Here is a 20291-nt window from a genome sequence, read left to right as displayed (position 1 = left end):
ACAGTAAGATGGGAAGTTTAGATTTACCTCAAAGTCCAAATGTATTTCATCCCGAAAAGCCTAGTGCTGTCGGATCAAGGAATTCGTTGGCGCAAGATTACCGCGATCAGCAAAAAGAAGTGAATCAGCTGATTGAAGAAGAGACCAATAAAGTATTGCATCACTTGTCAACAAAATTACCCAAAGACGTTCTGGAAAGATTGGATGTAATGGGTGGTTTAAAGGAAAAGTTATACAATTACTTTAACCAGAACTATCAGAACATGTTCAACCGCTATATGGTAACCGCAGAAGACGAAATGCTCAAAAAAGTTCGCGGATTTATCGATAGGGAAGAAATGAAGGTTCTGAACCGTTACACGCCGAAAGAGATCGCAACTTTGTTGGATGAAGTCGGCGGCGCCGATAAATTCAATACCGGTGAAATCGAAAAATCGATCGTTAATATGTACGGACACCTGCAGGGACACGTACAGCGCGGAATCAACGATTTAGAAACCCTAACCAATTCGCTTCTGCGTCAAAAAACCGACGTCGGCGCTTTTGTCCGCGGTGAAAACGCTTACTCAATTGTAAAATGTGCGTTTAAAGACAACATCACCAAGCCCAAAACCGTAACGGATGTAAAACTTTCGGTTAATATTCTCGACACTGAACTTATCAGCCCGATTTTCCAGTATCAGGCAACGGTTGAATACTTAATCAAAGATTTGCTTGCCGGACACTTGATGAACCTTATTGATAAAGAAATCGAAGTCTTAAAAGATGAACTTATCGATGAAGGCAAAGAAGAGATGACCGACAGCGAAATCATCTTCAAGAAGATGGGAAAGGTTCTCGATGTTACCGACGATGATGTTGAAAATCCTGAAAGCAAGCGCTATTCGGTAGTTTCAAAGGAGTTGATGGAACGCATCGCAAACTTAAGAGCGGAAATCGATCCGGAAACCTTTGATCAGCTCAATGTCCGCGAGAATATCAAACACATCATCGACATCGAAAACATCCGTAACCGCGGTTTCAACACGGCAATTAACTCGTTAACATCAATTCTTGACACCTCTAAGATGGGGTACCAGTACATTGAAAACTTGAAAAATGCCCGTGAGCTGCTGCTGCGCGAATATGATGATACGAACGTCGCAAACCTTCCTGACGAACGCTACCAGATTCGTCTACGCTACTACGATAATGCTCAGCTCCTTGAAGAGCGCAAAGCGTATGAAGTGATGATCCGCTCGTTTGAAACAGAAGTTGAACATCTCTGGGACGTATTGCAAACCCAGTATGACAAATCGAAGTTCATGGTACGCATCACCGATTTCGGAGATTTGGCAAAGCTCTACGAAAAGCACATCCAGAAGAAATACAAGATGCCGAAGGGCGAACCCGCCTACAAGGATATCGCAAAAGTCTGGGACGAAATTTCGTTTGTCAATGCAGCTGAAACCGAAGTTGAAAAAATGAACCGTACGTTTGTCTACGAAAAAGACAAGATGCGCAAGAAGCTTGTAATCATGCGTGAACGGCTCAAGAAAATGTACGACTATCAGTATCCTGTCGAACGGCGTGTTATGGAAGAACGTCTCGCTTTCCTCGAGGCTGAATTCAACAAGTTCGACTACCTCATCAACCCCTTCCATATGCAGCCCGGTCTCTTGCTCGATGTGGATATTACCTCTATCAAACGCAAGAAGGCAACTCTTGACGGTATGGCAAACGTCTTAAACGAATTCCTCCATGGAGTTTCCAAAGGCTTTATGGATCAGGCATTTGCTTCCTTCAGCCGCCGCCGCTCAACGGTTCGTGCAGATATTGCACAGACCTTCGGTTCGGGCGAGGAAGACGAACCTGCTGCGATAACACCGAATGGGCGCGCCCAGTTTATAGATGCGCTAAACGATACTCCGAGTTTGGAGGCGCCTGCCGCAGAGACTGTCAACGCAAAACCCAGTACCACTCGTGGACGTAAAACGACGAAAGCGGGCGCTGTTGATAATACGGCAAGCAGAGGTCGCCGCGGACGCAAATCCGGTATGAGAACTCTGTAAAGTTTACCGTATGCGATAAGTTAAAGTTATGTATAAAGGCCCCCTGAAACATTCGTTTCGGAGGGCTTTTATCTATTGGGAACATCTGTTCTTCTCTTCGGTGATATTATTTTATGAATATTATGAAGAATTCCACAACGAACGGTTTCCCCATAAGTTTGAAAGTAAATGCAAGGAGTTTTTAACAACACTTCTAAAACCATCCTTGCTATGTAAAGGAGAAGCGAATGCTCGATTCATTAGGATTTTATGTACCGCTTGCTACAAAGCAGGGGTTTAATGCCTCTGTAACACACATTCAGAATGCTCTATCGCTTTTGGATGTTTGCAATGTTAAAAAAAATATTGCCGATGAAATCGGTATATTACTTGAAAATAAAGAATTGACAAATGAGGAAATTCCGGCATTTCTATCAGTCATACTGCTCGATATGTGGGGATACAAAGTAGCGTCTAAGAACCTCCGTGAAATAAATGGACTGTCTACGGACATCATCGCAGAAGCGACAAAATGGAAGGGGGTTGATATCGTAGTCGGTTATCATCACCCTGATTTGGGGTTCTTGGCGATAAACCCTAAAAACCCTGCAAATGCTTCTCTTTTGGGAACATTGAAAAAAAATGAACTTTTAAATATTTATGTCGGAAAACAAGATAAAGGTGCGATAGAAGCTCCGATTGCAGAGGCGGTATTTAAAGCATTTTTTAACCTTTTAGAAGGAACAAGACCGTCAATTCCTGCAAAACTCTTGAACGGCCCGTTTGTATTTACCGCTCCTAAGGCGAAAAAACCATCTACAGAAGGACGGAAACGAAAAGCAGCAAAAGCGCCTGCAACCGCAAAAGCCAAGACTTCAGCAAGCGCTGTACAGGCAAAACAAGCAGCGGCTCCCGCTCAAATGCAGGTGCCGACAGGGAAAAACCGTATCTCGCAACAAATTTCGGTTATTGTGACCAACGAACTGTTCCATAACGGAAACGTTGAAGCATGGAAGCGCATTATCCGAAGCTACAATGCACGCTATCCACATAATAAGGTTATCGTATTTTATGACGGTGAACAAATTGTCGATATCAATACGTTGTTTAAATGGGGAAAGGTAAAGCACGGCAGCAGTATCCAATTTGCCGTTGCAGGCGAGGAAATTAAAGACTTGTCGAAACTATCCAAATACTTTGCCGAAGGCGCAAGCCCGCGTTTTGAAGCCTTTTTACGCGGTTCTCCCAGCACCGTTCTTAACCTTTTCTAGGAGTTTATTATGAATATGTCCAAATCAATCCATTTTTTCAGCAATAAAGAATCGCTTAAAAGTAATATCGATAAAACGCTCCTCGGTATCCGCGGCCGTCAGCTGAATGAATTTTCTGAACTCGGACTGCCGATTGTACCGGGGCTTGTGATGGATGCAACTATTACGCAGGATCTACAGCAGGCAAATGCGTTGCCGTTGCTACGACCGTTCTTAAAAAAGATGGGTGAAGCGGTTAAAAAGGAATTCGGCGATGCTGAAAATCCTCTTTTATTAAAGCTGGTTATTTCACCCAACCTTGTGATTGCCAATTATCCGACGCTTCATAACTTCGGATTAGCAAAAACCACAATCGGCGGTTTTGAAAAAAAAGTGGGAAAAGATTTCGCAAGCCACGAAGTTTTGTTTCTATTACGCGGTATCTTTTCAATTTTATATAAGATTGCCGAATTGCAAGAAGACGGCGCAAAACAACAGCTCTATAAAGAACAGTTGGAAAAAATCGGGAATGACCTAAAGAAAGAAAAGCGCACTGAATCGGGCGCTACCGTTATGGATATGTACCAGCCGTATCTGCCGCAGGAATTTTTCAGTACTGCAGAAGTACAGCTGAACAAAACCATTCAACTCATCAGTACGCTGCTCAGCCTTGAACCCGACAATGAAAACGATGTAGCCTTATTGATTCAGCCGTTGGTGTACGGTAACTATGACAAGGAATCCTTTTCCGGCAGATTCTTTAGCCGTAATATCGTTACCGGCGAAAAAAAAAATTACAGGGGATGTTCTTCCAAGAAAAATTCGATGAAGTCGATGCCGTCGGAAAAGATATTAACGATATAAAGCCGATATACCTTGAGCAATTGGAAGCCATTGCATGGCGGTTGGAAGATCATAGTAAAGATGTTCGCGAAATCCGTTTTACGATTGAAGCGGGAAAACTGTGGCTCATCGAACAAAAATCCGTTGAAGCAAAAAGCACGATTGCATTGGTACACTTCTTGCTTGATTTGCACAACCGCGGAATTGTCGATGCGGAATATGTTGTAAAGAATGTTAAGCCCGGTCAATTAAACGAAATACTTCATCCGGTTATCAACATGGCAAGCGTTAAAAATCTCCAATCATCAAAGGGCGGTATTGCAGGCGCTCCGGGGGCAGCAGTCGGCCGCGTATACTTCAGCGCTGATACACTGATTGAAGCGCAGCATATTGCGCGTTTACAAAGCGCCGATACCCGCTGTATTCTCTGCGTACCGGCGAGTTATGCAGGCGACGTAAAGGCTATTGAAGTTTCCACCGGTGTTTTATCGAATGAGGGCGGTTATTCGGCGCATGCCTCCGTTGTTTCACGTCAATATGGAAAAATCTCGTTGGTACGTCCCGACATGAAAATTATGGCGAATAAAGCTATCATCAACGGCGTTACCATTAAAGAAGGGGACTATATTACGCTTCAAGTACCCTATTACGGCGAATCGACGGTATACTTCGGAGCAGCGGAGCTGATTGAACCCGACCCCAAGACCTCCGGTTTGCTCGATTTTATCGATCTTACCCGTTCGTTTATCCAAGACTTCCATGTACGTGCCAATGCCGACAGCCCCCGCGATGCTGCATTAGCGGTCAGCTTCGGCGCCGAAGGTATCGGACTGTGCCGCACCGAACACATGTTCTTTGAAACAAAACGTATCAACACCTTTAGAGAGATGATTCTTGCCGAAACGACCGAAGAGCGCATCAAAGTGTTGAACAAGCTCCAAAAAGTTCAGATGGAAGATTTTTACGGTATCTTTAAGACTATGGCAGGACGCGAAGTTACTATCCGCCTTTTAGATGCTCCATTACACGAATTTTTACCGCATAATGATGCAGAACTGGATGAATTTATCGAGTATCTTAAAACAGAGAAGAAGAAAACCGTCAGTAAAAAAGCTTTATCCGAAGCAATAGCGCTCCGTGCGGAAGTAAACCCCATGCTGGGACACCGAGGCTGCCGTATTGCAATCTCGTATCCTGAAATTTATGCAATGCAAGTCCGCGCTATCTTTGAAGCGGCTTATAAACTGCAAAAAGAAGGCGTTGAAACGCATGTCGAAATTATGGTTCCGATTGTAATGAATTTCCGTGAACTCAAACAAATTGCGTATGGAAAGAAGATCGAAGGTCATGCTTATCTCGGTATCCGTTCGATTGAACAGGAAATACGGGCGCAGTTTAAGGCGCAAGCGATAGACTTCAAAATCGGTACGATGATTGAATTGCCGGTTGCAGCATTATCGGCGGGAGAAATTGCCCGTTATGCGGAATTCTTCTCATTCGGTACCAATGACCTTACCCAAACGACGCTCGGACTCTCCCGCGACGACTTTAACAGCTTTATGCCGGATTACACGTTGTATGACTTAATCGACGGCAATCCTTTTGCGATTCTGGATCCGGGTGTGCGGGAACTTATCAGCATTGCGATTGAACGAGGCAAGCTTACCCGTCCCGATATTAAACTCGGTCTTTGCGGAGAGCAAGGTGCACGCCCCGAAAACATTCCCTTCTGTATGAAGGCCGGTTTGAATTATGTCTCCTGTTCATCTTATTCGGTGCCTATCGCGCTCCTTTCGATTGCGCAGGCGGAATTGGAAAAGGCGGAAAGCGAAGGGCACAAGCTCGCACGTAAGAAGGCCTCAAAGTAAAAAAAGGTCTAACAAGGCAACCGCACCTATTTCCGCGGTTGCCTTGCCGTAACTTGCACTATGAGTGAATTACATCAAAAAGAATTGGCGGCGTGCGGTTTTGAAGCGGTAAAAGCGCTCGCCGCCGAACATCCCGAAAAAATTTCACGATTTTTTTTTGCCGGAAGCAGGGCAAAGACATTCGGCGCCCTTTGTAAATACCTTGCACAGCGAAAACGGCTCTATCGGCTCGTGCAATCGGATGCGGAATTGGAAAAGCTGTGCGGATCTGTTCACCATCAGGGCGTTGTCGCTATGATTGAAGACCCCCGCATTGCTGCCGTAACACCGGAACAGATTAAACGGTGGGAAACCGAAAAAGCTGCGGTGTTACTATGCGACCGTATCGGTAATGCAAATAATCTTGGAGCAGTTATCCGCAGCGCCGCCTTTTTCGGCATAGAACACATCGTGATAAGTGGAGAAGACGCACAGGCACAGCTGACACCGAGCGCCTACCGGATTGCGCAAGGGGGTATGGAGTTTATCACCTTGTATACCACTCCTTCCGCCGAGCATTTTTTAAAGATGTGCAGCGGATATTTGGTGCGGATAGGGGCGGATCATCGGGCATACCGCAGCCTAAAAGACATTCCGTCAGTGGTACAGCCGGACGACGCGGTCGTTATAGTCTTAGGAAATGAAGAACACGGCATTTCTGCCGAAGCGAAAAAACTCTGTGATGTGCTGGTTAAAATCAACGGCAGCGGAGCAATCGAAAGCCTGAACGTAGCGCAAGCCGGCACTCTCTTCTGCTCCGCACTTGCCGAACTCCGGCGGGAATAACCGCGAAGAGGTTCAACTCTGGTCGAATAGTATCAATTTTCCCGCGGGGGTGGTAAAAAACGACCTGATGCGTTCACCCTGCCTCCCCTACCCGTTTTGCTGTCGGCGTACCTCATACATCAGAATACCGGCGGCGACCGAAACATTTAAACTGTCGAGCTTGCCGGAGGTGGGGATTGCCGTAAAGGAATCGCAGGAGGCTTTTAACAAGCGGCTGATGCCCGACCCTTCGCTGCCCATAATCAGTATCGTTTTGTCGGGGAACTTGGTGTGCGGGAGCGGCTCTCCTTGGGCGTCAGCGCCGAATACCCAAAAGCCGTTGCGTTTGAGCTCTTCCACCGTCCGCACCAAATTCGCCGTGTATAAAAGCGGCACCCACGCCGCCGCCCCCGCGCTGATTTTACTAACCGTCTGAAAGTCTCCGGCGGATCTCCGTTCGGGCAGCACAACGGCGTCAACGGCGAATTGATCGGCGCTGCGGATAATGGCGCCGGTATTGTGAGGGTCGGTAATTGAATCAAGAACAACGACAAAGGCTTTTTCGCAGGAAGCAAGCGCGGCGAGCAGCGCATCGGCGGAAAGCTTCGGCGCCTGTTCCTGCGGACGATCATCGATCAAGATAATCCCTCGATGATTTTGCAGATATTCCGGCAGGGGTGCCGTCAACTTATCAAGTTCGGCATCAGTTCGCTGCTCTATCGTAATTGAAAGTTTTTCCGCCTGCGCGAGTATCTTTTTTACGCGCGGCCCCTGCTTGGCGTAAAGAATCTTGAGCCGCAATCCGGATGCCTTTCCGCCGCCAACAGCCTTACCACTGACAGCAGCTTTTCCGTTAACAACAGCCTTTCGGTCGCCGCCAATTTTTTTCCCCACATCGGAATTCTTTGTTGCAGTTGCGGAGCTTTTTGTTTCCGAATTTTTTTTCTCCAACTGAGCTTCAACCGAACGCAGTAATTCTTCTATCGCATGAAAACCGGTAATAATCTGCATTGCTATAACTCTATCACATCGCCGTATCGCATAATATGCGATTCATAGTGGTGTTCCTGTAAATACGCCTGCAAAAAGCTCTGTGCATCCGGTTCGCCGTGCACCATCAACAGCTTTTTCAAGCTTCCGGTGTCGAGACTGTCAAGCCACTCAAGAATTTCGACATAGTCGGCATGGGCGCTAAACGCATTAATCTGAAGAATTTCGGCGCGAACCGGATGCCATTCTCCGAATATCTTTACCTCCGGCTCACGGTTCATCAAACGCCTACCGAGTGTATTTTCCGCCATATAGCCGACCAGCATAATTTTTGTCGAAGGCTTTGAAATATTATTTGCAAGATGATGCGTAATGCGGCCGAATTCACACATACCGTCCGCACTGATAATAACCATCGGCTCTTCCATCGCGTTCAGCGCCTTCGATTCATCGACACTCGTAATAAACTTGAGCGCATTAAAGCCGAATGGGTTTTTGTGATGTTTAACAAAAGCTTCCTGCGTTTCGTGATCGAAGCATTCGGGATGCACCTGAAAGATGGTCGTTGCGTTCACCGCCATCGGCGAATCGACATAGATGGAAATGTGCGGAATCCGTTTTTGATCCGTCAACAGATGGAAATAATAGATGAGTTCCTGCGTCCGCTCAACGGCAAAGGCGGGGATGATAATCTTACCGCGCATCTTTACCGCATCGTTAACCGCACGTTCCAGCATCTCCATCGCATTGTGAATATCCTCATGCCGACGGTTTCCATACGTACTTTCTATCATAATATAATCGGCAGCAGGGATAATATCGGGGTCGCGGATAATCGATTTATTCTTTCTGCCGAGGTCTCCGGTAAAGGCAATTTTTACAGTCTTACCGGCGGAATCTTTTGCCGTAATAAACGCGATTGCGGAACCGAGAATATGCCCCGCATCATAAAATTCAAGCTGCACATTCGGGCCGATCCACACGGGACGATGATACGAAACCGTTACAAATTGATTGATGGTTTGCACGGCATCTTCTTCGGTAAAAAGCGGCTTCCAGTCGAATTTTTCGTGTTTTTTGATTGCTTGTTTTTGTAAATATTCGGCATCCCGCGCCTGTATACGGGCGGAATCCATCAGCACGAGATTGGCGATATCCCGTGACGCGGGCGTCGCATAGATATTGCCGGTAAACCCGTGTATACCCAACAGCGGCAACAGCCCGCAGTGATCATAGTGCCCGTGGGTAAGAACAACGGCGGTTAATTTATCGGCGGGAACATTAAAATCGCGGTTTTTTTTATCGGCTTCCGCCCGTTTCCCTTGAAAAGCTCCGCAGTCAAAAAGATACAAATACCCATCGACATCGAGAATATGCTTTGAACCGGTTACTTCCTCTGCGGCTCCCAGAGAATACACGTTGATGCTCATAAAAAAATGATACAGGGATTTTTTGAAAATGTCAATTTTTAAAATATATCAGAGGTCGAATCAATTTGTAATGGGTAATTACCCATCCCCCCCCCATACCTCCGAAATTCCGCACAGCATTTGAGGATAGGAAGGCTCCCGAAAAAGAAGAGGGAAGGAAAGACACTTTTTTCCGGATAAGTGTCTTTCCCTCCCTTGCTCATTCCCCGTTATTTCCATTAAATCTCAACCCCCGGCCAGTTTCCATTCCACTTATACATCTTCCACTTCTTGTTATTTTTAGCATTATCAAAGGCATCCTTTAAGTCTTGCGGAGCGGTAAAGTCCGTGTGATTGCCTTCGCTAACGCCGGTTTCTTCGGTGTAAAGATAACACTTCGCATCATCGCTATCCGCTCGAACCGGTAAATCGTCAAAGAGCTTTTTAAATGCGTCTGCGGTGAGCTGATTGTTGTAGCACCACAGCGTTTGCAAAGCGGTGCAGCCCTGCACATTAAGAGCGGTAAGCTGATGTCCGTAGCAGTACAGCCTTTCCAAAGCGGTGCAGCCTTGTGCGTTAAGGGCGGTAAGCTGATGTCCGTAGCAGTACAGCCTTTCCAAAGCGGTACAGCCCTGTACATTGAGGGCGGTAAGTTGCTCACCGCTGTAGAACAGGTCTTGCAAAGCGGTGCAGCCTTGTGCATTAAGGGCGGTCAGCTGATTGCCGCCGCAGGACAGCTCTTTCAAAGCGGTACAGCCCTGTACATTGAGGGCGGTAAGTTGATTTTCGCCGCAGAACAGCTCTTTCAAAGCGGTTAAGCCCTGCACATTAAGGGCGGTAAGCTGATTGGAGCCGCAGAACAGCTCTTTCAAAGCGGTTAAGCCCTGCACATTAAGTTCGGTAAGTTGATTGCCGCCGCAGTCCAGCCTTTGCAAAGCAGTTAAGCCCTGCACATTAAGTTCGGTAAGCTGATTCTCCCAGCAGTACAGCCTTTCCAAAGCGGTTAAGCCCTGCACATTAAGCTCGGTAAGCTGATTGCGTTCGCACCACAGCCATTGCAAAGCGGTGCAGCCCTGCACATTAAGGGCGGTAAGCTGATTGTAGTTGCAGGACAGCTCTTGCAAAGCGGTTAAGCCCTGTACGTTAAGCGCGGTGAGCTGATTGTAGTTGCAGGCCAGCACTTGCAAAGCCGTTAAGCCTTGTATGTTAAGGGCGGTAAGTTTATTTTGGATACCCTGATCACCGCAGTACAGCTCGATGATTTTGCCTTTGAGGATAACAACAGTGCCTTTTGCATGCAGCACGGTTGCGGTACCGCTTGTAAGTTCCGTTTCGGTGCAGCCTTCTACAGCTATGGCGGAACCGTCCGAGGTTACCGCCTTAACTTGGATGTCGAGCTTGTCGGGGCTTAAGATGAGCGAGGCGCCGCCTTCGACAAAGGGGGCAGCAAAGCTCACCTTTATGTCGACTGCTGCCGTTACGGTGTGGGTGTAGGTTTTGTCCGTGCCTGCTTCGGTTATTGCCAGACCGGCGTTTGTCCACTGTTCCAGCACATAGCCCTCTGAAGGTTCCGCCGTAAAGACAACAGACTTACCCTGTTCGACTGAATCGCCCGTAGTGATTTCATTGCCGTCAACTTTGGCTTTCAGTGCGCCGCCTGTACCGCCTTCTACGCCGAAGGTGATGGTATAAAGCGCCGCCCATTTCGCAGTGTATTCCGCATCGACTGCGGGGAAAAGAGGAGATGAAGGCAGGGCAGGTTCCCATCCTTTAAAAACGGCGCCCGTTTTTACGGGAGCGGGAGCAGTCAAGGCTGTTCCGTATTTGCCCGGTTTTACAACATCATCCGTATTGCCGTCTACGGCGCCGCCTGCAAGTTTAAAGGTTACGTTTACCGTCTTTCGCTCATAATAGAGTTCTACGGCGGTAGCGCTGCCGGCGCTTATCGTGCCGCTCGTTTGTACGGTTCCGTTTATTTTGGTAAGGCTTGAATTGTAGGTAAAGCCTTCGTAGATTTTCGCCGTGTATGCGGCATCTGCTCCCACGGTACCGTTTAAGATTTCCCTTTCCGCAGGCTCTGCAGGATAACCGCCTTCCGGTTTTTCCCGATAGTGTTTTACCGTATACGAGGCTTTGCCGGACGGGAGCGCTTCAAAGCTCACTTTAACGTCAACCGCTTTTGTAACGGTATGGATATATGAATTTTCCGTATTGCCTGTAATGACGGCGCCGTCTACTTTCCACTCTTTTATCATGTAGCCTGCGGCAGGTTCGGCCGTAAAAGTTACCTTTTTACCCTGTTCAATGCTTATGGGGCTCTTCGCCGTTTCCTCTACACCGTCCGCCTTTACTTTAAGCGTGCCGTTTCCTCCTTCCACGCTGAAAATTACCGTGTGTTTGGGAACCGCAGAACTTTCACCCTTCCCCTCCTCAACCAGCATCTTCTTTAAAAACGGGTTTTTACAAGCGGAAACCGATACCAAAAGTACCGCCAAAACTAAAACTAAAATCCGACTTTTCTGTTTTTTCTAAATCCTCCGCTCATTCCGGCTGCCCAGATTACCGGATAGCCGCCTCTTATATACGGTTCGATAAAAAAGTTTTTTACTGCAAAGCGGTAACCGAATGTTCCTTCTCCCAAACCGAATACAAAGGGTTTTGCGGTCTTTCCGTTCCAGCCTAAGGAAACACCTCCTTCCGCCTGAACAAAAAAATCCTGAATCGCAGGTTTTAAACTTTGCAAAATCATAAAAATTCCAGCGGAACAAAACAGCCGTATCAAGAAGACCGTATCTTTTAAATTCCGTCGAATACAAGAGCTTTACACCGGCTGAAAACCTGCCCGTTTTAACCCAATTAGGCAATACAAACATCCCGTACAGCCCTGCACCCAAGGCAGAGCCTTTCGGTACATTCATATTCCCTTCCGCCGAAATACCCAAAGACCAATGAAGGCCGTCTTTTTCTCTTTTAGGTTCATCCTCAACCTCTTGAGCAAAAAGAACGGAAGCTCCCAAAAATACCAGCGCACAGAGCGCTGCCTTTACACAATTTTTCTTCACATCAATTCTCCCGATAAGTAATTTTTAATTGGTAATTTGTAATGTGTAATTTTCTTAAATTACCAATTATCCATTACCAATTAATTAATCGCTTCCACTTCTTCTTTACTGAGGCCGGTCATCTGCATAATAAAATCAAGTTCACAATTCGCATGTTTCATCAATTTTGCCGTTTCAAGAGCTTTTTTGTATGAACCGTCGGAAAAGCCCTGTTGTATTCCTTGCTCAATTCCTTGCTCAATCCCCTGTTCAATTCCTTCGGCAAAGGCGATTTCATGTTCTTCGGCTCGCTGTACTGCAATATCTGTTTCATAATCATATTCTGCCAGTAACATATTCAATACCTCCTTCGTCTTGCGTTTTAGATATTCACGCAAAATATTATTTTCTATACATTCTTCAACGGCTTTTTCAAAACCGTTTTGACTATCTATCTCTTTCCACTTGCGCACCGTTTCCACAAATATACTGTATTCCTGCATTGTCCGGCAATTTTCCAATACGGGATGACGGTTTTGCCGGTTTATGTTTATTACTTTAACGGTCAACTCAAGATTAGTTTCCGTTCCTCTTTCTATAAAGGCCTCCGATAGTTTCAGAGTTTTATCGGAAGGATATGGTTCCTCACCGTTATAAAAAACATAAAACTCAGGAACCGGAATTTTTAAAAGCTTACGGCTGTATTTTTCTTTTGATTCAAAGAGGGTTTCATACAAGCGGCTTACATACTCAAGACAGCGGAGAGGCATATTGGGATTTATCGTCGATTGGTGTTCTGCAAGGACTATTATTTTGTTATCGACAAGATAAGACACATCATTATAGAATGCCATATAGAGGATCTGATCGAGCCTGACCGTTTTTAGCTGCTCTGTATCTTTCAAGTCCGTTCCATGCAGAGCATTATATAGCGATAAAAAATTCTCTTTTGCTTTTTCGTCTTCACTGAAAAGGTCGACGAACACCGAGTCTTTATATTTTCTGTTTGAAGTACTCATAACTTATGCCCTCTCTTGCCTTAATTATACCATATCTTCAGTAGTTTTAAAGGAACATTTTTTTTAATTTAACCGCAAAGGACACTAAGAGCGCAAAGAATTTTGATGGCGATTTGATAACACATTCTTTAATTTTCCCTTGGCGTTCCTTGCGGCCTTTGCGGTTTTTTTTAATTTAACCGCAAAGGACACTAAGAGCGCAAAGGAATTTAAGGGGAGCTTTGTTTGAAGTATTCTTTACTTTCCTCTTTGCGAACTTTGCGGCCTTGGCGATTTTTTTAATTTAACCGCTTTTACCTCTTGAGCAAAAAGAAGGGAAGCGCCCAAAAATACCAGCGCACAGAGCGCTGCCTTTACACAATTTTTCTTCATACTTCAATGCTCCCGATAACTAATTGGTAATGTGTAATTTGTAATCAATTTTTAATGTGTAATTGGTAATGTGTAATTTGTAATTCATAATTACCAATTACCCATTATCCATTACCCATTACCAATTATCCATTACCCATTACCCATTACCCCCCTTAGCTTGCCGTGTGACCATGGTTATCAAAATTAACATCACCCTCAGTAACTACTGCATTACCAGTGCCCTCGTTGTCAATTATTTCGCCGTCCTGCCAGTCAAAGGTAGCACGACCATCACTATCACCACGAACCATCACACCCTTACCTCTATTGGATTTATTTTTGGTAATTTTGCCGCCTTTCATATTGAATACTCCTCCTCCTCCTACGAGTACGCCTCCGCCCGCATATGCTTCTTTGTTCTCCTCAATTGTTCCGCCTTCCATCGTAAACTGTCCTTTAACATATACGCCGCTGCCGCCGTTGGAGGTGTTATAACCGCTGGCTTTGTTTTGGGTAATTGTCCCGCCTTTCATTATAAATTTTCCGGTTGCACCTACATATACGCCGCCGCCGCCGCCAAGCCACATAGTGGCACCATTCCCGACTGTGTTTTCCTTAATCGTTCCGCCTGACATGGTAAGCGTTCCGTCTACAAACACAGGTCCTTTTCCGCTATACTTAACCCCGCCAGTTGTAGTAACATCGGAATTTTTAAACCCGGTAATTGTTACGCCGTCTTTGATTTCTGCGTTGCCATTATGGTTTACAGAGAGCGCGTAGTGTTGCTTCGCATAGCTGGAGGCAAATCCTTGCAATGTTATCAGTCCTTCTAATGTTAACGCCGCACCGCTTTGTACATCAAAGTATGTATATATCTGCCAATTGTGAGAACATTTTAAGATTGCAGGTTTAGTTGCGTTATCTGCCTTTAACGTAATCTTTTTCCCGTTCGGTATTTGAACCATTTCACGGATGCTGATAGTACCTGCCAGCTTTATAATAAAGGGCGTATTATCGGCAGGTGCAGCCTGAACTGTTTCTTTCAACGTTTGAAGATCCTCAACTTCCGCTTTCAACGTACCGGCATCAGTAATATACCAAAACATCTTCCCGTCCACCACATCCTGCGGCGTTACCGTAAACTTGGTGTAGTTTTGTGGTGAGCCTGTTGTTATAGCGTCGGTAAGCACTTGCGTGGACGTGTTGTAGGCCGTATTCGGTACTGTAATGCGCGCAACGGGAGCCGTACCGGTAAGCGTTCCGTTAATGGTTATCATCTTTCCGCTCTCCAAATACACATCGTTTTTGCCCGCCGTATATTGATCGGGTCCGGTAGAGGGGGTAACGATTGCGGAATCTTGCATTTTAAAGGTTCCGCCACTTACATAAACGCCGCCGCCTTTACTTGCCGTGCAGCCGGTGATAGCACTTGTGCCGTGCATTTCAAAGGTTCCGCCGCCTACATACACGCCGCCGCCGGAATTCGCCGCCGAGCAGTCGGTAATAACGCTTGAGCCTTCCATAATGAGTGTACCGGACGGATTTACGTATACGCCGGCGCCGCCTGACTGGTAGTAGAACGCTGCACCCTTTGTAAGCGTTATGTTTTCAAGGGTGAGTGTGTTAAACACATCAAAAATACCCGACTTGCTGTCTGCATTCAAAGCAGCGGAAGGGTTGTTACCTTTTATGGTAAGTCTTTTTCTGATATTAATTATGCCCTTATTGCCCTCGTCATTTGTCGCCTTTATTTCGCCATTTATGGTGATGGTGCTGTTATCGGGTGCGCTTTTAACCGCACGCAAAAGGTCTTTCCACGTTTCCGGACTGCTTATGTGCGACTGGTAAAACTTCACCGTTACTTCTTTATTTTCGGTTATGTTGGAAAGTGTATAGGTTGAGTTTGTTCCGTTTACTACGGTATTGTCCTTTTTCCATTCCGCAACTTTCCAGTCTGTATTGGTGGGAACCGCGGTAAAGCCTACACTTCCGCCGTATTCAACTGATGTGCTGCCGTTTTCTACAAAGTTACCTGAATCGGCTTTAATCTTTCCTCCCGCTTCTCCGTCTACGATTTCTACGAGGTAGGTTACAGTGTAAATCTTCTTTTTAAACTTGACCGTTACGGTTATACCGTTACCGGTTACGTTGGAAAGCGTGGCTTGTGTTTTGTCGGATGAAATGTTTCCTACATTGGTGCTCCACCTATCGACTTCATAACTGTTGTCAGCAGGCACTGCGGTAAAGGTTACGCTTCCGCCGTGTTTTACCGTAACGGGGTTTCCGGATAGTAAAGAGCCGCCGGTAACAGCCGTTACAGCGATACTACCGCCTGGACCGTCTACGTTGAAGTTTACCGCGTATGTTTTGCGCTTGTAGTATACTTTTACCACCGTTGAACCGTCTGCCACGATTGTCGGGGTTGTAGAGTCAATGTGATCGTACTCAAAGCCTTCATAGTTTTTCTTGATGCTGTCAGCAGAGATAGATGCGTCCGTCGTGCCGGGTTTGGTTTCCGTCTCAGCAAGCGTATAATTATCATCATTAATATTTTGCTTGTAGTGTTTTACCGTATATGTACTGTTTCCTGCCGTCCACTGTGCATAGAGCGTTATATTGCCGGTTACGGTGTCTGATGCAAACTCCCATTTTTTTCCTGCAGAACAGTCTTTATCTTTATACCAGTCGGTTACTCCGAATCCTTGTTTTTTCGGCAGCGGATCCGGTGCTGAAACTGTAGCGCCGTGCAGCACGTGCTTGGAAACCGCGGTAGTGCCGTCCGGATATGCGCCGGTATTTGCATCAAAGCTTACCGTGTGTCCTTGCACAACCTTATAATAAACCGTCCGTACCGGCGTTGCCGCAAGGCCTTCGCCGTCCGTGTAATACTCCAGCTTGTATTTTTTTTTTTCACCGGCGCCGTTTAAGGGAAGCGGCACGGTAACGGGATTGCCGTCATACTTTACCGGAGTTGAACCGCCTATTTCAGTCAGCGTGCAGTGCACTGTCGTATTGCCGGTTGCAGAAGAAACGCTTAATGTCGCTCCGCTGCTGTCGGTACCGATGATAGTCGGATCGGATTCGCTGCCGCTTCCGGAAATTTTCGTTCCTTTCGTGATGGTAATATTCTCTGCTTCCGCCTTATTCGGTTTTGTACTTGCGTTCAGTATGTCGGAAGCTAAGCCTCTTTCGTCTATAAGTTTAATCGTATAGTCTTTTTTTTTGCAGCGCCGTCTTTCACTTCAACATCGGTTTTATAGTACAGTACCCAGCTGCTGTCGGCGGGAACATCATCGGCGTCCGGCTCATTCAGCTTTTCTACAGCGGAATGTGTAATAAAGACATCAGCTTCCGGTTTGGTAAATGCGGTTTGCGCTTCATTAACCGAAAACGTATAGGGGGTTCCGTTGACCTCAATACGGGCAAGGTCTTTATGCAAAAGTCCGCCCGGTACCCTCTTATCCATATCAGGAATAGTGATACACAGTACATAATAAGCAGGCGAACCGGTTGTCTTTGCAACGGTGAAACTCGGATTCTGAGGGGGTGTATTTGCTTTTAGCTTGAGAGTGTAGGTTTGTTTAAAGGGGCGGCCGTCTACAGCATACAAGGAGAGGGTGGAAGAAAGGTCTTGCGCACCCCATTCATACGCTTGTAAAAAAGAAGCCTTATACGTCAGGGTCAGACTTTGCCGGTCTTCGGATTGTGTGAGCGTATAATCCGTACCCACTACCGGAGCCTGTGTTAAATGCTCAAACACAATCACCTTTTTTGCCGGGTCTGCCGCCGGAGGTAAATCGAGCGAAAAAAGATTTAGGATTTTTCAGCTTAAACGTGACGGAAACATCTTCAGCCGAGGGGACACTCGGTATGCTGTTGAGGTCGTTTTGTAATACCGCCTTTATGCTTGAATCGGTAATATAGGCTTCCGATGCCCAATAGCTGAGATAGTCGTCTATATTTGCGGTAAACTGATTACAGGATGCAAACAAAAGAGTAAACAGCATTCCGGTTAAAATAATAAAAGCTTTACGCATACGTTCCTCCGTTACGATAAGCCGCATCGGTAAAATGCTCACCGGCTTTTTATCGACGCCTGTTATAAAAAAGATCCATGGGCACCTCTAAAAACTAAAGTTTTTAGAGGTGCCCGCATAGAGAAGTCGTTTTGTTCTTTATGCATACGCTGATGAGAAAAAATGATAATGTAGATGTGTAAAAAAAAGACTATGCCTCTGTGAAGCTGTGAAGCTGTGAAGCTGTGAAGCTGTGAAGCTGTGAATTATGCAGGGTGTATTTCGGCATGTCAAGTCCTTTGCACATTTTTGTGCCTTTTTTTATAGAGACGGAAATGTGATGATACCGAGAAGACAGTTCTGTCATGCTTCAAATATATCCTATTTATTAGGAAAATAGCAATGGAAAGATCATAAAAATCAGCATTTTTAATCAAAAAGAACCTTGGTTACCAAAAAAAGACCGTTAGGACAAACGCATCAAGCAAGTAAATCAAAGACGTAGAATAATTGTGGCTAATGTTTAGGCGCCTCTAAAAACTCGGTTAGATTTGCTTCGCATCCTTCGGAATAGAGATGCCATAGTGCATTTCTGCCGTGTATAGGCCACCTCTCTAAAAGCCTCATGTTTAGAGAGGCGCAGTGTTTTTTAAACGATTAGGCGACTCCATGCGCTTCGGCAGGAACTTCGCTGATATATCCGGTACGCAGGCACAGCGCAAACATATCGTTGTCAAGAAATTCCTCGCTGATTTTCTCGTATCCTTCTTTATCATGGCAGATGCGGATAAAATATCCCTTATCCGTTTCGTTCAGGATTGAAAAATAGGATACATCCCCCGGATTACTCTTGATTGAATACAATTTCATACATTACCCTCCACATAATGAAAAATACCATACACCGATAAACATAATCATTTGCTTGATGCATACGGCATCTTTCTACTATTTATAGTTTCGGCATCGAGCAGCGGAGCTTTAGACCACAGCTCTCAGGGCAAACGTATCAGGCCGTTTTTTAACAACCCCGCAGAAGATTGAGGCCGTTCAACCAGAGTTGAACCTCTTCGCGGTTCAAATGGTCTCACAGCCTCAATCTTCTGCGTTTTTTATCTATTCTGCCTGATGCGTTTGCCTGTCTACAAAAAAAGCTGTACGAAATTTTGGATAAAATTTCGTACAGTAAGGAAGGCAAGCGCTTAAAATACTTCTGATGCGCTCGCCCTTCTTGAACTTGACATATCTTGTATCTGTGCTATGATAAACTCATAAATATTTTGATTCTAACAAATTTTTTTTGCATAAGGCTTGTTCTTAACATTAAGAAACCCGTCCAAAACTGAACATTTTTGGAACACCCTCATGCTCGATTGAAAGGAGTTATATATGGAAAAGATTCTTTGGTCGGAAAATAAGCTTCCGAAAACGGACAACAAACAGCTTGCGGTGATGGCTTTAGATGAAATCAATAAGGCACATACGTTTCATAAAAGTTTCCCACAATATGCACCGACACCGCTCGTTCCGTTAAAAAATATGGCGAATTTACTCGGCGTCGGCTCGGTATTTATTAAAGACGAATCATGGCGATTCGGCTTAAATGCTTTTAAAGTGCTCGGCGGTTCCTTTGCGATGGCAAAATACATTGCAAAACAGCTCAAAAAAGATGTTTCGGAACTCCCCTACGACGTGTTGACCGGCGAAAAGCTGCGGAAAGAATTCGGACAGGCTACGTTTTTTTACCGCAACCGATGGAAACCACGGACGCGGCGTTGCGTGGGCTGCAAATAAACTCGGTCAAAAATCGGTCGTGCTGATGCCCAAAGGCTCTACCAAAACTCGCTTCGATAATATCGCAAAAGAAGGCGCAAAGGTTACCATCGAAAACGTCAACTACGACGAATGCGTCCGCATGGCTGCCGCACTTGCCGCAAAAACGGAACACGGCGTTATGGTGCAAGACACCGCGTGGGAAGGATACGAAGAAATCCCGGCGTGGATTATGCAGGGCTACGGTACGATGGCGCTTGAAGCTGCCGAACAGCTCAAGGCGGCAGGAGTAGACCGGCCTACCCATATCTTTGTACAGGCAGGAGTCGGATCGCTCGCGGGTGCCGTACAAGGATATTTTAAAAATCTATTCCCCGACAATTGCCCCATTACCGTCGTAGTGGAAGCTCGTGCTGCAGACTGTTTATACCGGTCAGCGACGGCAGCTGACGGCAAACCGCATTTTGTAACGGGAGACTTGCAAACCATTATGGCAGGGCTTGCATGCGGCGAACCGAACACCATTTCTTGGGATATCCTCAAAAATAATAGCAGCTGCTTTGTTTCCGCGCCCGATTGGGTTTCATCTCGCGGTATGCGTATGCTTGCGGCCCCCATCAAAGGTGATACGCCGGTTACCTCAGGAGAATCAGGCGCAGTCCCCTTCGGACTCTTATCAGCAATTATGCAGCACGATGATATGAAGGATTTACGCGCGGCATTAAAGCTCGATAAAAACTCAAAGATACTGTGCTTTTCAACGGAAGGAGATACCGATCCCGATATGTACAAAAAAATCGTCTGGGAAGGTTCTTACCCGTCGATATAAGCTGTTATAAACTTATTACCGGTAAGGTACTCCAATAGAGTTATTCGATGAGGAACCTCTAAAAA

General features: G+C 45.9%; 14 protein-coding genes and 3 pseudogenes. 7 read left to right on the top strand and 10 right to left on the bottom strand.

All coding sequences use genetic code 11. From position 1 onward, the window contains the following. Positions 1-8 precede the first annotated feature (8 nt). The 4 genes and pseudogenes from cfpA (at position 9) to GWP40_RS05710 (ending at position 6816) form a co-directional block, all read left to right on the top strand. Entirely contained in the window at positions 9-2051 is a 2043-nt protein-coding gene (gene cfpA, locus GWP40_RS05725; RefSeq protein ID WP_212566417.1) for a cytoplasmic filament protein CfpA, read from the top strand. Between the two features lie 227 nt (positions 2052-2278). Beyond that, on the top strand, positions 2279-3301 hold the full coding sequence (locus GWP40_RS05720; protein ID WP_212566416.1) for a hypothetical protein: 1023 nt from the start codon (positions 2279-2281) through the stop codon (positions 3299-3301). A gap of 9 nt (positions 3302-3310) precedes the next feature. After that, a pseudogene (locus tag GWP40_RS05715) lies at positions 3311-5991 on the top strand (putative PEP-binding protein). Positions 5992-6051: 60 nt separating this feature from the next. Then, positions 6052-6816 carry a TrmH family RNA methyltransferase gene (locus GWP40_RS05710; protein ID WP_212566415.1) on the top strand — a complete coding sequence of 255 codons (765 nt, stop codon included), beginning with the start codon at positions 6052-6054 and terminating at the stop codon, positions 6814-6816. An 87-nt stretch (positions 6817-6903) separates the two neighbouring features. On the opposite strand, the gene rlmB is transcribed toward GWP40_RS05710, so the two are convergent. From rlmB to GWP40_RS05680, 7 genes and pseudogenes are all read right to left on the bottom strand, one after another. After that, on the bottom strand, positions 6904-7806 hold the full coding sequence (gene rlmB, locus GWP40_RS05705) for a 23S rRNA (guanosine(2251)-2'-O)-methyltransferase RlmB (RefSeq protein ID WP_212566414.1): 903 nt from the start codon (positions 7804-7806) through the stop codon (positions 6904-6906). 2 nt (positions 7807-7808) lie between these two features. Continuing rightward, positions 7809-9215 (bottom strand): MBL fold metallo-hydrolase RNA specificity domain-containing protein, encoded by a 1407-nt coding sequence (locus GWP40_RS05700; protein WP_212566413.1) that lies wholly within the window; start codon positions 9213-9215, stop codon positions 7809-7811. A gap of 218 nt (positions 9216-9433) precedes the next feature. Next, complete coding sequence (locus GWP40_RS05695) at positions 9434-11689, bottom strand: InlB B-repeat-containing protein (protein WP_230974633.1); 2256 nt, start codon at positions 11687-11689, stop codon at positions 9434-9436. A gap of 8 nt (positions 11690-11697) precedes the next feature. Further along, positions 11698-12256 (bottom strand): annotated as a pseudogene (locus tag GWP40_RS05690) (hypothetical protein). Positions 12257-12336: 80 nt separating this feature from the next. Next, positions 12337-13254, bottom strand: a complete 918-nt coding sequence (locus tag GWP40_RS05685) for an Rpn family recombination-promoting nuclease/putative transposase (protein ID WP_162663815.1) — start codon at positions 13252-13254, stop codon at positions 12337-12339. Positions 13255-13491: 237 nt separating this feature from the next. After that, on the bottom strand, positions 13492-13626 hold the full coding sequence (locus GWP40_RS13250) for a hypothetical protein (RefSeq protein WP_269140257.1): 135 nt from the start codon (positions 13624-13626) through the stop codon (positions 13492-13494). A 155-nt stretch (positions 13627-13781) separates the two neighbouring features. Next, complete coding sequence (locus tag GWP40_RS05680; protein WP_212566412.1) at positions 13782-16613, bottom strand: InlB B-repeat-containing protein; 2832 nt, start codon at positions 16611-16613, stop codon at positions 13782-13784. Positions 16614-16620: 7 nt separating this feature from the next. Between GWP40_RS05680 and GWP40_RS05675 the strand changes: the two genes are divergently transcribed. After that, a complete protein-coding gene (locus tag GWP40_RS05675; RefSeq protein ID WP_212566411.1) occupies positions 16621-16821 on the top strand; it encodes a hypothetical protein in 201 nt (66 codons plus the stop codon). Here the strand turns inward: GWP40_RS05675 and GWP40_RS05670 are convergent. From GWP40_RS05670 to GWP40_RS05660, 3 genes are all read right to left on the bottom strand, one after another. Further along, positions 16802-17368 (bottom strand): hypothetical protein, encoded by a 567-nt coding sequence (locus tag GWP40_RS05670; RefSeq protein ID WP_212566410.1) that lies wholly within the window; start codon positions 17366-17368, stop codon positions 16802-16804. The genes GWP40_RS05675 and GWP40_RS05670 overlap by 20 nt on opposite strands. Beyond that, complete coding sequence (locus tag GWP40_RS05665) at positions 17361-17645, bottom strand: hypothetical protein (protein ID WP_212566409.1); 285 nt, start codon at positions 17643-17645, stop codon at positions 17361-17363. Before GWP40_RS05665 ends, GWP40_RS05670 begins: the two co-directional genes overlap by 8 nt. Before the next feature lie 636 nt (positions 17646-18281). After that, on the bottom strand, positions 18282-18494 hold the full coding sequence (locus GWP40_RS05660) for a hypothetical protein (protein WP_044015951.1): 213 nt from the start codon (positions 18492-18494) through the stop codon (positions 18282-18284). A gap of 519 nt (positions 18495-19013) precedes the next feature. Between GWP40_RS05660 and GWP40_RS13665 the strand changes: the two genes are divergently transcribed. After that, positions 19014-19418, top strand: coding sequence for a PALP domain-containing protein (locus tag GWP40_RS13665; protein ID WP_230974632.1), 405 nt, complete (start codon positions 19014-19016; stop codon positions 19416-19418). Further along, a pseudogene (locus GWP40_RS05655) lies at positions 19405-20226 on the top strand (diaminopropionate ammonia-lyase); the annotation flags it as partial. The gene GWP40_RS13665 and the pseudogene GWP40_RS05655, both read left to right, overlap by 14 nt. Between the last annotated feature and the right edge of the window lie 65 nt (positions 20227-20291).

It is taken from the genome of Treponema vincentii, from assembly GCF_018336815.1.
Classification (GTDB): Bacteria; Spirochaetota; Spirochaetia; order Treponematales; family Treponemataceae; genus Treponema.
This window is presented reverse-complemented; position numbering and strand designations above follow the sequence as displayed.